The organism is Pseudomonas sp. MM211, from assembly GCF_020386635.1.
Taxonomy (GTDB): domain Bacteria; phylum Pseudomonadota; class Gammaproteobacteria; order Pseudomonadales; family Pseudomonadaceae; genus Aquipseudomonas.
On sequence record NZ_CP081942.1, the window covers coordinates 4,497,422 to 4,510,576 of the forward strand.

Below are 13,155 nucleotides of genomic sequence, written 5' to 3' on the forward strand. Positions count from 1 at the left end.
CGCGACGCTGCTCACATCCGGAGCAGGATCATTCGGCATCCCGCGCACGGGCTGGAGCAGTTTCCGCTACCATGACGGCACATTTTTCCAACCGATAGGGACATCTCATGGATATCTCCACCCTCATCATCATTGCCGTACTGGTCGCGGTGGTGTTCTACGTGATCAGCATCTACAACCGCCTGGTCAACCTGCGCAACCGTTACCAGAACGGCTTCGCGCAGATCGAAGTGCAGCTCAAGCGCCGCTACGACCTGATTCCCAATCTGGTAGAAACCGCCAAGGCGTACCTGTCCCACGAGCGCGAAACCCTGGAAGCCGTGGTTGCTGCCCGGAACGGTGCGGTCGAAGGCCTCAAGCAGGCTTCGCAGAACCCAGGCGATGCCCAGAGCATGAACCTGCTGGCCAACGCTGAAGGCGTGCTGAAGAACGCCATGGGTCGCCTCAACGTGACGGTCGAGGCGTATCCGGATCTCAAGGCCTCGCAGAACATGCAGCAACTCAGCGAGGAGCTGAGCAGCACCGAGAACAAGGTGGCTTTCGCTCGCCAGGCCTACAACGATGCGGTTACCGCCTACAACGCCTATCGTCAGAGCTTCCCGCCGGTGGTATTGGCCGGCGCCTTCGGCCATGGCAGCGATGCCGCCCTGCTGGAGTTCGCCGACAGCGCGGCGATTCAGGAAGCCCCGAAAGTGTCTTTCTAAGCGCGGCGGATTAGATGGACTTTTTCGAACAACAGGATCGAGCCCGACGCAACACGGGTCGCCTGGTCATGCTGCTGGTGCTGGCGGTGATCACCCTGATCGGCACCACCACGCTGGTGATCGCCATTGCCTGGCAGGTTTACCAATACGGCAACTACAGCCTGCAGGGGCTCAACCACCAACTGCTGGCCAGCGTGGCCCTGGTGGTGGTTGCCGTGGTGCTGCTCGGCTGGGCCTTCAAGGCCACGCAGCTGCGGTCAGGTGGCAAGGTGGTCGCCGAACGGCTCGGTGGGCGCCTGCTCAACCTGCAGCCCCAGGGCATCCATGAGCAACGCGTGCTCAACGTGGTGGAAGAGATGGCGCTGGCGGCAGGTACGCCAGTGCCACCGGTGTATCTGCTCGAGGAATCTTCGATCAACGCGTTCGCCGCCGGATTGCGGCCGGAAAACGCGGTGATCGGCGTCACCCGCGGCGCCATCGAGAAGCTCAGCCGCGATGAGCTGCAGGGCGTGATCGCCCATGAGTTCAGCCATATCTTGCATGGCGACATGCGCCTTAATACGCGCCTGGTGGCGGTGCTGCACGGCATTCTGCTGCTCGGCCTTATCGGTGAGCTGGTACTGCGCGGCGGCAGCCACACCCGTCACGCGCCGCGCAGCAGCTCCAACGACAAGGGCAAAGGCAATGCCGTCGCGCTGGTCATGGTGGTCGGCCTGGCGCTGTTGATCATTGGCTACGCCGGTACCTTCTTCGGCAACCTGATCAAGGCTGCGGTGAGTCGCCAGCGCGAGTTCCTTGCCGATGCCTCGGCCGTGCAGTACACCCGCAACCCCGACGGCATCGCGGGAGCACTGAAAAAGCTGGGCGGCGGCTCGCAGATCGAAGCCGGGCATGCCGCCGAGTACAGCCATATGTATTTCGGCCAGGGCCTGGCGCTGAGCAAGATGATGGCCACTCATCCGCCGCTGGAAGAGCGCATCCGCCGTATCGACCCAAAGTGGGACGGCGTGGTGCTTGGCAACGAGGTGTTCGAACGCCCCGCTCGCCCATCAGCGAACGTCCAGGAGGAAACCTCAGGCTTCAGCGCTGCTGCTGCGGGCGTGGCCATCGCCAGTATCGGTGAGCCGCAGTCGCTGCATATCGTAGAGGCACGCGAGAGCCTGGCGCAGATCGACGACCGCCTGCGCAATGCCGCTCACGATCCCCACGGCGCCCTGGCGATTCTTTACGGTCTGCTGCTCGGCCGTGATGCCGACACGCGCCAGCAGCGCATGGCCTGGATGCAGGCCAATCTGCCGCAGCTACTGTCTGATTGGCTGCTTGAACTGGGCCCGATGCTGGAGCAGTTACCGGACGGCCGACGCTTGCCCTTGCTGGAGCTGGCGATTCCGGCACTCAAACAACTCGAGGCCCAGGATTTCGTCAGCCTCAAACGCGACATCGGTACCCTGCTGATCAGCACGAAACAGCTGGATCTGATCGAATGGGCTCTGTTGCGCATCGTCGAGCGTAACCTGGGTATGCAGCGCGCTGTTGAAGGCCGCTTGCCGCTGGCGGCCCTAGGCAGCGAAAGCTGCGTGCTGCTGGTGGCGCTGTCGCGGGCTGGCAATACCAGCGAAGAAGCCGCCAGCGAGGCGTTCCAGGCGGCCTGGAGTACCCTCCCGTTCACTGCGCGAGTATTCACCGAACAACCGCAAGCGAGCATCACTCAGTTGAACGATGCTCTCAGCCGCCTGAATCAGATGCGCCCGTTGCAGAAACCACAATTGCTCAAGGCGATGGCCCGTTGCATCGAACACGACGGCCGCATCAGCGCCAGCGAGGCAGAACTGATGCGCGCAGTCGCCGACACACTGGACTGCCCGATGCCGCCGCTGTTGAGTGATGCTCAGGCTTGAGCGCCAGGGTGATAAGCCACTAGCCATTCATTCACACTCGGTGGAATGGCTGCTATTGGTGAGCTGAAGCGGATCGCCGCCCGGCCCACCCTACTTTGGGAAGACGGCGCCGTCGTAGGGTGGGCTTTAGCCCACCAAATCTATGCTAATCCTGCTTAGAGGCCTGACCGCCCCGCCGCGCCAAACACCTGCGTCCAGTAGATGGTCGCCTGGCTCTGCGGGTTGCTGGCGTAGGCGGCGCCCATGTCGCGGAAATCCGGGTTCATCAGGTTGTAGCAGTGCGAGGGGCTGGCCAGCCAGCCTTCGACCACCTGCTGCGCGCGGCCCTGGCCGGCGGCGATGTTCTCGCCGATCACCGTCCAGGCATAGCCAGTAGCGGTAGCGCGGGCGCCGACCAGACTGCGGTCGCTACCCTGGTGGCTGAACAGGCTATTCATCGCCATGTCGCGGCTGTGGGTCAGCGCGGCCTGGCCAAGATCGTCGCTCCAGCTCAAAGGTTCGGCAGCATCGAAAGGCTGGTCACCGCAACTGCGCGCAGTGCCCCGCGCTTCGTTGACCGCCTTCAAAATCGCCTTGCCCTCTTCCTGCCAATCGCCAAGGCGCGCGGGCAAAAGTGCCCGGCCAAGCACGACCTGCCAGCTGTTGCCTTCATGCAGTACGCCGACATCAGCAAACTGGGCATCGAGCAATTGCGCACAGTACGATTGACGCAGCATGGCCATGGCAGCCTCGGCGCTGTCCGGCCCCGTCACTCTGATCAGTTGCACGGCAGCGGGCTGATAACCGGCCTGCTGCAGAGCCTGTTGCAGTTGCTCGGATGAGTTGACCTTCTGACCCGCCAGACGTCTGTCCGGCGCCAGCGGTCCAGCCGCAGGGCTCGGCTGCCCATCACACCCCTGCCCTGCTTCACGGTAGCTGTTGATCAGCTTGGTCAGTTGCGCCGCATCATCGGCCCATGCGCTACCAGCGACGCTCGCGCAAAGCAGCATCACCACAGCGGCCACCTGCCGAACGTGCTTGGGTGAATCACTCATCCATGCTTCCTCTTAATCCGCACTGCCTATCTGTTTATGGACAATGGGTTGGGCCAAACGCTTCAGTCAATCGCCTGATCAAAGCGAAACCGCGTTAAACTCGGGGCCATGATTGTGACCGAAACTGCAATATCCCTCGACCCCAAGCCACTGCTGGACAGCCTTTACGGCGCCGATAACCTGCTGATCATCCAGGATCTGGATGGCGTGTGCATGAACCTGGTGCGTGATCCGCTCATCCGCACCCTGGAGCACCGCTACATCCTCGCGGCCCGCGATCTGGATGGCCATTTCCAGGTGCTCACCAATGGCGAACATATCGGTAATCGTGGCGTGAACGGCCTGGTAGAACGGGCCGTTGGCACGCCCCAACAGTGCCATGAACAGGGCCTTTACCTCCCCGGGCTGGCCGCTGGCGGGGTACAACTGCAGGATCGCTACGGACAGGTCTCGCACCCGGGCGTCAGTGCTGCAGAGCTAGCCTTTCTGGCCGCCGCGCCGCAGCGCCTGAGTGAATCGCTGGAGCAGTTGCTGCGCGAGCCACCCTACAGCCTGGATAAGCCGCTTATCGATCGACTGCTGGCAAGCAGCGTGCTCGACAATCCGGTGTCACCTACCCTCAACCTGAACGCCTTCCATCACCACTGGCCCGACCGCCCGGCGCTCTACGCTCGCCTGCAGGCGGATGGTGCTGCCCTCGTGCAGGCCTTGCTCGACGATGCTGCCAGGCAAGGGCTGCAACAGTCGTTTTTTATCCATTACGCCCCCAATCTCGGCCGGGATGCACAAGGCCGTGAGCGCATGCGCCCGGCAAACGATGGCAATGCTGGCACCACGGATCTGCAGTTCATGCTGCGTGGCGCCGTCAAGGAAGCCGGCGTTCTGGTGATCCTCAACCGCTTTTACCGACAGCGCACCGGCGACTATCCACTGGGCGAGGACTTCAACGTACGCCAGGCGCCCACCGACCTCGAAGCGCTATTGCAACTGGCCCGCGAGCGCTTCGACCCGCAGCATATGCCGCGCCTGGTCGGAGTCGGCGACACCCTGACCAGCTCTCCACTCGAGGCCGAAAACGGCGCAACGGCCTGGCTACGTGGCGGCAGCGACCGTGGCTTTCTCACCCTGGTGCAGAACTTGGGCACAGCGTTCGGGCAGGACAATCGCGTGCTGTACATCGACAGCAGCCGTGGCGAAGTGCAACGCCCAGGCGTGGACGCAGACTACCTGCGTGAGCACCCGACGGCCCCCTGGGAAGCACTGCAAGGCATCACCGATGCCCAAGACCCGCTGCGCCTGAATAGTATTTTTAGCGGTGGGCCCGAGCAGTACATCGACTTTTTCTGCGCGCTGGCGAAGGCACGTCGTGCACGCTGACTCCTGAATTTCAGAACCTTTGTCACCGCTTCACGTCCGAAGCTCTGCGCTTTCGCTTTCATTGCCCGCAGAGAATCCCACGTGACGCACTCCATCACCCGCGGTTACCGCTACCTTATCAAGACGTTTGGTTATGTTGGCTGGTCGCTGTTCTGGCTGCTGATCTGGGATCTCGTCGTCACCGTGGACTACATGCTGTTTCTGGAACGCAAGATCAGCCTGCCGTCCATGCCGCTGACGCTGCTCGGTTCAGCGCTGGTTGTGCTGATCAGTTTCCGCAACAGCAGTGCCTACAACCGCTGGTGGGAAGCACGTACCATCTGGGGTGCGCTGATCAACAGCTCACGCAGCTTCGCCCGTCAGGTACTCACGCTGATCGACGACAACGACGACCGCAACCCGGTCAAAGCGGTGCTGCTGCGCCGCCATGTGGCCTACATCAGAAGCCTGTCCGCAACCCTGCGCAATGAACCCTGCGCCGACGAAGTTCGCGCTTTCGTAGCGGCAGACGAATTCGAACGCCGCCATACCACCAACAATTTTCCTAACGACATTCTCAATGGTTCCGCCGCCATTCTGGCCAGCGAATACAAGGCCGGTCGCCTGGACAGCATCCGCCTGACCCGCCTGGAATCGACGCTGGTCGACGTTTCCAACTGCCAGGGCGGCCTCGAGCGTATCGCCAACACGCCGCTGCCTTACCCTTACGTGTACTTCCCACGCCTGTTCATCACGCTGTTCTGCGTGATCGTGCCCATCGGCCTGGTGGAAACGCTTGAGTGGTTCACGCCGCTGGCATCGACCGTAGTCGGCTTCATGCTGTTGGCCATCGAGCGAGTGGGCGGTGACCTGCAGAGCCCATTCCAGGCCAGCGAGCATCAGATCCAGATGGATGCACTCTGCGAAACCATCGAGAAGAACCTCGAATCGATGCAACGCGATGCTCAACGCGAGCGCGACGAACGCCTCTGACTACAGGGTCATTTTTCGGCGCAGTAGACACCTCAAGCGAGGTCTCAAGGCTTTTTGTAGTGCGATCAAAAAAACACTACAAAATCTATTGACGACCTCTTCGCGCTTTTGCATGATGGATCTGCCTCCCCTGACGGGAGCCCTGACAAGGGCACTTGGGCAAACTCGGTAACACCAGCCGAGCGTTCCACGATATGTACTGCCCACAAGGCAGATTGATGAAGTCGAGCGTCCTGCGAGGACGAGAGCGTTAGCGAGACATTGTCATGATGCCTGTGGCTGATCCTGCGGATCACCTGCATCCGGCCCCGTCTCAGCTGACTTTCTCTCCCCCGCACCGCCAGACCTCCGTTAGCCGCCGCTGCGTAGTGACACCTACACGTCGCTACACGGTCTTCGGCAGCACTCAAACGCCACGGGCAATGACGGCACCGCACCGCAAGCGGGCGCCTTAGACAGATCAGAGAATGAAGGGGTACACGCCATGAACCTGAACAAGAAACCGACCATCGAAGACCTCGCTCAACTGTTCGCCACACGCAAGGACAGCCTGGACAACCACATCCTCTGGGTATGCGAGTCGGGCGAAGTTCGCATCGACTGCCTGCCAGCGGATCAGGAAGAACACGAGTTCGTCAGTCAGCGGCCCAGCATGCGCACTCGCCTGCGCACCTACCGCCGCGGCCAAGGGTACGTAGGCCGCCGCGCCGCCGCTGACCGTGATTTCCTGGGCAACGTACTGCGTACGCTAGAGCATGAGTGGACAGGCCAACAGGCCAAGCACGATCAATTGCTCGATCGCTACTGCTGAAAACCTGATGCGGTGGGCCGCCTTGGCCCACCGCTTTCAAGATCCCCGCCCTGCTGCGCCCAGCCATTGCACTGTAAACTGCCATGCACTCCTGGAGGAGTCGTTCGTCACCGCGCAATGTGTGATGAGCGCTAAACCATCACACTGCCTGACAGGGCAGCGTCTGCGAGAGCAAGGTCAATGGATAACCTGTATCAAACGCCCAGCGCCCCACTACTGGTCGACGAACGCCCCCGCGACAGCTTCTTCGTCACCTCCACCAGCAAACTCTACGTGCTGTTCTTCATGACGCTCGGGTTCTACGCGGTCTATTGGGCCTACAAGCAATGGGATAGCCAACGAGCAACCATGCGCCCGAAGAAGATCAGCCCGGCAGCGCGCTCGATCTTCCATATCTTTTTCATCCATTCGCTGTGCCGGCTGATCCTCACGCAACTGCAGGCCAAGGGTCTGGGCGACTGGAAATATGCGAGCGCGGCGTGGATGTACATTGTCCTGGTCTTTGCCAGCAACGGCCTTTCGCGTCTGGACGGCCATATCGGCGTGACCCTGGAAATCATGCTGCTGCTCGCGGGTACCATCCTACCGGCGTGGCCGCTGTCGATCATCCAGGAGAAAGCCAACCTGGCCAGCGACGATCCGACGGGCCAGAGCAACAGCCACTTCAGCATCGCGAATTATCTGTGCATGCTGCCGGGCGGCCTGCTGTGGCTGCTGATCATCATCGGCTCCTACATCTGATTTACCTGATCGCCGCTGCGGCAGTCAGGGACGAAGCGTATTTGTATCGGCCAACAAAAAGCCCCGGCATTGGCCGGGGCTTTTCTGTCAGCGCGGTAGTGCTATCAGCGCTTGTCATCCTCGCGCGGATTGTTCAGATCCATCACGCTAGAAACGCGCTCCGGGGCGGCCTCGGCTTTGGCTTCAGGCTGCACTTGTGGCTCGGGTGCCAGCGGCTGAGGTTGTTCCTTCTTCTTGCCAGTAACACGCCGCCATACCCAGCCAATCAACAGAATGGGCAGGAACCACAGCTTCTTGAACAATACCAGTGCGGCAGCGAACAGGCCGACCTTGGCAGCAGCCTTGCCAGCGATCAACGCGCCGAGGCCATAGGCCGCGACTTGGTCGAGATCCGGGTTGAAGTCGGCATAGCGGTTGCCGTCGTTGAAGTCGGTCATGGCCAGCACTGCCGGCAGGTTCTCTTCGATCTGCGGCAGCTGATGCATGCCGGCGATGAAGTTCAGCACCAGTACACCTTTGCGGCCCAGCACGCGGATGTTGTAGTTGAGGATGTGTTCCTCGCTGTCGCCGAATTTCACTTCCTTGGCCCAGTGCAGCTTCTTGCCTGCGGCATCGTAGTGCGGTGCAGAGGCCCAGCCGACGATGGCGATCGGCTCGTAACCGTTTTCGGTGCGCCACTCGTTCTCGGCCTTGGCGCCGTCCTGCAGATCCTTGAGCATGTCGGCGTAGTCGATGTCCGCAGCGTCCTCGTCGGACACGTAGCCGTTTTCTTCGTACTCCACGGTGACGGCCCAAGACTCGTCCGCCAGGGGCGATACGCCCTTGGGCAGGATCATGCCCAGCGGCAGCTTGTCGTCTGGCGGATTGCCCCAGGCCTCGACCAGCACGCGCTCGGCGTCGGCACCGTCGAGGAATACCAGATTTTCCGGGAGATCGAGGGTTGCCAGGTTGCTGCCGACCACTACTTTGCCGGAGCGAAAATCGAGGCTATCGAGAAACTGCTCCTCGCTGATGTGATCACTGTCAGCGGCTTCGGCGGCGGGGGCTTCTTGCGCATCCTGCGCGGTGGGTGCCTGGTCGGCCCAGGTCAGGGGAACTACCGTGGCCAACAGGCTGGCCAGCATCAACTCCTTGAACAACATGTAACGCTCCATGAGATCGGCTTGAATTTCGGGCGCTAGCCTATCATCGACGACAGAATCATTTGGTAACTTCCTGTCATTTTTGGATACATCTCACAAAGCGCCGTCCGAATACCCGGTTTTATGAAGCGCGCACGGTAAGCCGAACCAGATGCAGCACCACAGGCCGAACGCCCATTACGCAAACGAACGCCACCGGCATCGCCAGTTGGTAAGCCTCCACCACCGCCCACAGATAGCCATCGCTGAAACCGCGGTTGGTGGCGGTGATCACCAGGCACATCAGAAACGCCATGATGCCGGACATGAAAAAGGCGAAGGCCACCGGCGACAACTTGGCCGGCAACTTCCAGTTTCGGCGAGTACGGCTAAGGGTCGCTTCAGGCATGGGCTACATCCTTCGAATAGTGAGATGCCGTCAAGGTACGGCAGAGGCGGCCATTATCGCGGCCGCCCGTTGCCGCGAGTAGCGGGCCGCAGGTAAGGTCAGTACAAAGCTAACCTTATCAATCGATCAACCAATAGAAAGCTTGTACATGGATACCTTGCGCGGCATCGAGAGTTTCGTGAAGGCGGTGGAAACCGGCAGCATCGCTGCAGGCGCTCGCCTGCTGGGCATCAGCGCCGCTGCAGCCAGCCAGAATATCGCTCGCCTGGAATCATCTCTCGGCGTACGTCTGCTGACGCGCACCACCCGCAGCCTGGCACTAACCGAAAGCGGTACGCTGTATTTCGAGCAGGTGCGCGACGTGCTGCGCGATCTGGAACTGGCACGCAGCACGGCCACGCAAGCACACGACACCCCTCAAGGTCGGTTGCGGATCGCGTCCAGCGCCGCATTCGGCCGCTATGTGCTGGCGCCGCTGCTGCCCGCCTTCACCACGCGCTACCCACGTATCGCCTGCGAGCTGATCACCACCGACCGCAGCGTCAATCATATTCAGGAGTCGGTGGATATCAGCATCCGTATCCCGCAGCAACTCGAAGATGGCCTGGTGGCACGGCATATTGCCAGCGTGCCATCGATCTACTGCGCGTCGCCGGCCTATCTGCACAAAGCCGGCACGCCAGTCACCCCAGAAGAATTGCGCGAGCACGATTGCCTGGCTTTCAAGGTTGCCGTGGACGGACGCCTGATGCCTTGGCGGTTCGTGCGCGATGGGATTCGCTTCGATGCACAGATTCGCGTGGCACTGATCAGCGATGATATCGACGTGCTCGCCAGAGTCGCTGCCAACGGTGGCGGCATCACGCGCCTGGCGGCTTTCGTCGCCGAGCCCTATCTGGCGAGTGGTCACCTGCAGCAGTTGTTCGCCAACCCGCAGCATTCGAGTAGCCAGGCGCTTACCGAACCCCTCGATTACTACCTGTGCGTGCGTGATCGCTACGAACTGACACCCAAGGTGCGCGCCTTCGTGGAGCATCTGCAAGACAGCCTGCGCGACGACTGGCGCCCCTAACGAATTTGACTCACCGAATGAATCCGGTACGCTCGGCAGCTCATTTGAATGGAGTGTTTCCCCCATGGCCAAAGCCACTGCCCGCCACATCCTGGTTGCTACCGAAGACAAGTGCAACGAATTGAAAGCTGCCATCGAAGGCGGTGCCGACTTCGCCCAGGTCGCCAAAGACAACTCCAGCTGCCCATCCAGCCGTGACGGCGGCAACCTTGGTTCGTTCGGCCCGGGCCAGATGGTCAAGGAATTCGACACCGTCGTGTTCAGCGCGCCGGTCAACGTGGTTCAGGGCCCGGTGAAAACCCAATTCGGTTATCACCTGCTCGAAGTGACCAGCCGCCAGGACTGATCACCCAGCGCCTGGTGTCCCACGGCACCAGGCCGCTCGCCCGCTTTCCCCGGCACGCCGCCCAGGCCACAGAAAATGCCGGAACCGCCCCACCACCGCACCACTCTATCGCTCCGGTAGTCCCACCTTCCGCGAGGCCATGATATGAACCGGTTCTTCCAGGCCCTCGGCCTGCGCATTGGCGATTCGGCAAAACAGGCTCGCACGCCCAGCCAGAAGGCTCTGGGACAATGCACCTGCGGCCAGCCGATCTTCTTTCGCAACAGCCAGTGCCTGGCCTGCCAGTCGCCGCTAGGCTACGAGCCCGAGCGCGGTCAGGTGGTAACCCTGGTGGCCAGCGAGCAAACCGACGTATGGCGGGTGGAAGGTGATCCGCAGGGCTGGCGCTACCGGCGCTGCGACAATCTGCATACCGCCGCGGGCTGCAACTGGCTGCTACCGGCCATGTATGGCGCCGGCCTGTGTACGGCCTGCCAGCTCAACCGCACCATCCCCGACCTGTCGGTGCCGGACAACGATAGACGCTGGGCGCGCTTCGAAACCGCCAAACGCCGTCTGGTCGCGCAGTTGCTGACCATGGGCCTGCCACTGATCAGCAAGACTCAGGACGAAATCAACGGCCTGGCCTTCGACTTCCTCGGCCCGGATGCCGATGGTCAGCAGCCCACCACTGGCCACGCCAATGGCTTGATCACCCTGAACATCGCCGAAGCCGACGACGACGTACGCGAACAGACGCGTATCCAGTTGCGCGAGCCCTACCGCACCCTGCTCGGCCACTTCCGACATGAGGTCGGCCACTACTACTGGGATCGGCTGATCGCCAACAGCCAGTGGCTGAACGACTACCGCATGCTGTTCGGTGACGAACGTGCCGACTACGGCGCCGCCCTGCAGCGTCATTATGAACAGGGCGCACCGGCAGACTGGCAGGCTTCCTTCGTCAGTGCCTACGCCACCATGCACCCCTGGGAAGACTGGGCGGAAACCTGGGCCCACTACCTGCACATGATGGACACCCTGGACACCGCCCTGAGCTTCGGTATGCGTGCCGGTGACGTGGAGCTGGAATTCCGGCCTTTCACCCGAGCAGCGTTGTATGACCCGAACGATCCCCTGGCGGAAGAATTCCTGCAGTTCGTCAACGCCTGGATCGAACTGGCTGCCATGCTCAACGAACTGGCGCGCAGCATGGGCCAGAAGGATCTCTACCCCTTCGTGCTGCCCGCGGCGGTGATCGGCAAGCTACAGTTCATTCATCGTGTGGTTCAGAGTGCGTCACCCACGTAACAGGCGCGCAATGGCGGCACCGAACCACCGACTCATTTTTTCGGAGCGCACAGCATGGCTGATCTTGAGAAACACGGCAGTTGCCTGTGTGGGGCGGTCAGCCTTACGTTGCAGGTCAGCACTGCAAACGTGAGCGCCTGCCACTGTGCAACGTGCCGCAAATGGGGCGGTGGCCCGCTGCTGGTGGTCGAAGGGGAAACCGCGCAGTTCACCGGGCAACAGCATATGCGCACCTACGCGTCTTCAGAGTGGGCCGAACGCGCATTCTGCGCGGAATGCGGCACGCACCTGTTCTATCGCCTCACCAGTGGTGGGTTCTATGCAGTGCCGGTAGGCCTGCTCGACGGCGACGAGAACTGGCAGTTTGAAAGCCAGGTATTCATCGATGCCAAACCCGCTTACTACTGCTTCGCCAACCAGACGCGGGAGCTGACCGGCGAACAACTGTTCGCGCAATACAGTTCCACGTGACAATGCCTCACTCGGCGTCCAGCGACGGGCCGACCATAGCCGCCAGTTGTTCGTAGACGCCCGGCGCGGCGACCAGATAGGGATTACCGCCAAGCAGCCCATCGCCACGCAGAAAATCGTTATGGCGACCACCCGCCTCGCGTACCAGCACCAGGCCGGCCAGGCAGTCCCAGCTTTTCAGGTGGGTTTCGTAATAACCGATCAGGCGACCAGCCGCCACATAGGCAGTCATCAGGGCGCCGGAACCGTTGCGCAGGAACATGCCACCCTCATCCAGCAGCGCACCGACGAAGGGCAAGAAGTTCTCCTTGCCCGCCCGGTGAGTAGTGCCCACGCCGACCAGCCCCTCACGCACATGGCCGGCGCCATGAGCCGCCAGCGGCGTGTCATTGACGAACGCACCGTGGCCGATGAACCCATGGAACAGCTCATCGTGATTGGGATCGGCGATCGCCCCGAGCAGCGGCTGCCCATCCACCAGCAGGCCGATGGACACGCACCAGTTGTGCAAGCCATTGAGAAAGCACGCGGTGCCGTCGATGGGATCGATCACCCAGATGCAGCGAGCCTCCAGGCCACCGCTGCCGCCCTCCTCGCCAACGATGCCGTCCTCGGGAAAATGCGCGGCCAGTTCGGCGCGAATGAAGGCCTCCACGTCCTGATCGGCGATGCTCACCACATCCTGCAGGTCATCGCCCTTGTGCTGCACGGCCAGGCTGTGGCGCCGTGCGTAGTAGCTCATGCCGCGCTCGGCGGCTTCCACGGCTACGCGTTTGGCAAACGCGTAACGAACGGTCAGATCCTGGTTGGTTACGTTGCTGGCGTTCGACATGCTCGGGGCACTCCTGAGTGACAGCGGGAATCAGCCGACTTGCGATGCAGCGGCAACAGCCTCTACCCTGCGCGCTT

At 61.7% G+C, this 13,155-nt stretch carries 14 protein-coding genes; 10 read left to right on the forward strand and 4 right to left on the reverse strand.

Annotation, left to right across the window (positions count from 1 at the left end):
- Positions 1–107: 107 nt before the first annotated feature.
- Positions 108–704, forward strand: a complete 597-nt coding sequence (locus tag K5Q02_RS20690) for a LemA family protein (protein ID WP_225833763.1) — start codon at positions 108–110, stop codon at positions 702–704.
- 14 nt (positions 705–718) lie between these two features.
- Entirely contained in the window at positions 719–2,602 is a 1,884-nt protein-coding gene (locus tag K5Q02_RS20695) for a M48 family metallopeptidase (protein ID WP_225833765.1), read from the forward strand.
- Between the two features lie 155 nt (positions 2,603–2,757).
- On the opposite strand, the gene K5Q02_RS20700 is transcribed toward K5Q02_RS20695, so the two are convergent.
- Positions 2,758–3,636 (reverse strand): CAP domain-containing protein, encoded by an 879-nt coding sequence (locus K5Q02_RS20700; RefSeq protein ID WP_225833766.1) that lies wholly within the window; start codon positions 3,634–3,636, stop codon positions 2,758–2,760.
- Between the two features lie 108 nt (positions 3,637–3,744).
- On the opposite strand from K5Q02_RS20700, the gene stpA reads away from it, so the two are divergent.
- From stpA to K5Q02_RS20720, 4 genes are all read left to right on the forward strand, one after another.
- Complete coding sequence (gene stpA / locus K5Q02_RS20705) at positions 3,745–5,013, forward strand: glucosylglycerol 3-phosphatase (RefSeq protein ID WP_225833768.1); 1,269 nt, start codon at positions 3,745–3,747, stop codon at positions 5,011–5,013.
- Between the two features lie 81 nt (positions 5,014–5,094).
- Positions 5,095–5,985: a bestrophin family protein gene (locus K5Q02_RS20710; RefSeq protein WP_225833770.1), complete on the forward strand. Its 891-nt coding sequence runs from the start codon at positions 5,095–5,097 to the stop codon at positions 5,983–5,985.
- 484 nt (positions 5,986–6,469) lie between these two features.
- The gene (locus K5Q02_RS20715) at positions 6,470–6,796 is read left to right on the forward strand and encodes a hypothetical protein (protein ID WP_225833772.1); all 327 of its coding nucleotides are present in this window, start codon (positions 6,470–6,472) and stop codon (positions 6,794–6,796) included.
- A 180-nt stretch (positions 6,797–6,976) separates the two neighbouring features.
- Positions 6,977–7,537, forward strand: a complete 561-nt coding sequence (locus K5Q02_RS20720) for an MFS transporter permease (RefSeq protein WP_225833774.1) — start codon at positions 6,977–6,979, stop codon at positions 7,535–7,537.
- 104 nt (positions 7,538–7,641) lie between these two features.
- Here the strand turns inward: K5Q02_RS20720 and K5Q02_RS20725 are convergent, their stop codons facing one another.
- Positions 7,642–8,679 (reverse strand): DUF2167 domain-containing protein, encoded by a 1,038-nt coding sequence (locus tag K5Q02_RS20725; RefSeq protein ID WP_225833776.1) that lies wholly within the window; start codon positions 8,677–8,679, stop codon positions 7,642–7,644.
- A 121-nt stretch (positions 8,680–8,800) separates the two neighbouring features.
- Complete coding sequence (locus K5Q02_RS20730) at positions 8,801–9,067, reverse strand: DUF2798 domain-containing protein (RefSeq protein ID WP_225833778.1); 267 nt, start codon at positions 9,065–9,067, stop codon at positions 8,801–8,803.
- Between the two features lie 148 nt (positions 9,068–9,215).
- Here K5Q02_RS20730 and K5Q02_RS20735 point away from each other — a divergent pair, with 148 nt between their 5' ends.
- From K5Q02_RS20735 to K5Q02_RS20750, 4 genes are all read left to right on the forward strand, one after another.
- Positions 9,216–10,139, forward strand: coding sequence for a LysR family transcriptional regulator (locus K5Q02_RS20735; RefSeq protein ID WP_225833780.1), 924 nt, complete (start codon positions 9,216–9,218; stop codon positions 10,137–10,139).
- A gap of 64 nt (positions 10,140–10,203) precedes the next feature.
- The gene (locus K5Q02_RS20740; RefSeq protein ID WP_042554371.1) at positions 10,204–10,485 is read left to right on the forward strand and encodes a peptidylprolyl isomerase; all 282 of its coding nucleotides are present in this window, start codon (positions 10,204–10,206) and stop codon (positions 10,483–10,485) included.
- A 144-nt stretch (positions 10,486–10,629) separates the two neighbouring features.
- Positions 10,630–11,775 (forward strand): zinc-binding metallopeptidase family protein, encoded by a 1,146-nt coding sequence (locus K5Q02_RS20745; RefSeq protein WP_225833783.1) that lies wholly within the window; start codon positions 10,630–10,632, stop codon positions 11,773–11,775.
- 54 nt (positions 11,776–11,829) lie between these two features.
- Entirely contained in the window at positions 11,830–12,246 is a 417-nt protein-coding gene (locus K5Q02_RS20750) for a GFA family protein (RefSeq protein ID WP_225833786.1), read from the forward strand.
- A 7-nt stretch (positions 12,247–12,253) separates the two neighbouring features.
- Here K5Q02_RS20750 and K5Q02_RS20755 read toward each other — a convergent pair whose 3' ends face one another.
- Positions 12,254–13,078 carry an inositol monophosphatase family protein gene (locus K5Q02_RS20755; protein WP_225833788.1) on the reverse strand — a complete coding sequence of 275 codons (825 nt, stop codon included), beginning with the start codon at positions 13,076–13,078 and terminating at the stop codon, positions 12,254–12,256.
- Between the last annotated feature and the right edge of the window lie 77 nt (positions 13,079–13,155).

Bases quoted from the DNA above. Each gene is read 5' to 3' on its own strand.
- K5Q02_RS20690 (WP_225833763.1), top strand. From the start codon at position 108: ATGGATATCTCCACCCTCATCATCATTGCCGTACTGGTCGCGGTGGTG.
- K5Q02_RS20695 (WP_225833765.1), top strand. From the start codon at position 719: ATGGACTTTTTCGAACAACAGGATCGAGCCCGACGCAACACGGGTCGC.
- K5Q02_RS20700 (WP_225833766.1), bottom strand. From the start codon at position 3,636: ATGAGTGATTCACCCAAGCACGTTCGGCAGGTGGCCGCTGTGGTGATG.
- stpA (WP_225833768.1), top strand. From the start codon at position 3,745: ATGATTGTGACCGAAACTGCAATATCCCTCGACCCCAAGCCACTGCTG.
- K5Q02_RS20715 (WP_225833772.1), top strand. From the start codon at position 6,470: ATGAACCTGAACAAGAAACCGACCATCGAAGACCTCGCTCAACTGTTC.
- K5Q02_RS20720 (WP_225833774.1), top strand. From the start codon at position 6,977: ATGGATAACCTGTATCAAACGCCCAGCGCCCCACTACTGGTCGACGAA.
- K5Q02_RS20725 (WP_225833776.1), bottom strand. From the start codon at position 8,679: ATGTTGTTCAAGGAGTTGATGCTGGCCAGCCTGTTGGCCACGGTAGTT.
- K5Q02_RS20730 (WP_225833778.1), bottom strand. From the start codon at position 9,067: ATGCCTGAAGCGACCCTTAGCCGTACTCGCCGAAACTGGAAGTTGCCG.
- K5Q02_RS20735 (WP_225833780.1), top strand. From the start codon at position 9,216: ATGGATACCTTGCGCGGCATCGAGAGTTTCGTGAAGGCGGTGGAAACC.
- K5Q02_RS20740 (WP_042554371.1), top strand. From the start codon at position 10,204: ATGGCCAAAGCCACTGCCCGCCACATCCTGGTTGCTACCGAAGACAAG.
- K5Q02_RS20745 (WP_225833783.1), top strand. From the start codon at position 10,630: ATGAACCGGTTCTTCCAGGCCCTCGGCCTGCGCATTGGCGATTCGGCA.
- K5Q02_RS20750 (WP_225833786.1), top strand. From the start codon at position 11,830: ATGGCTGATCTTGAGAAACACGGCAGTTGCCTGTGTGGGGCGGTCAGC.
- K5Q02_RS20755 (WP_225833788.1), bottom strand. From the start codon at position 13,078: ATGTCGAACGCCAGCAACGTAACCAACCAGGATCTGACCGTTCGTTAC.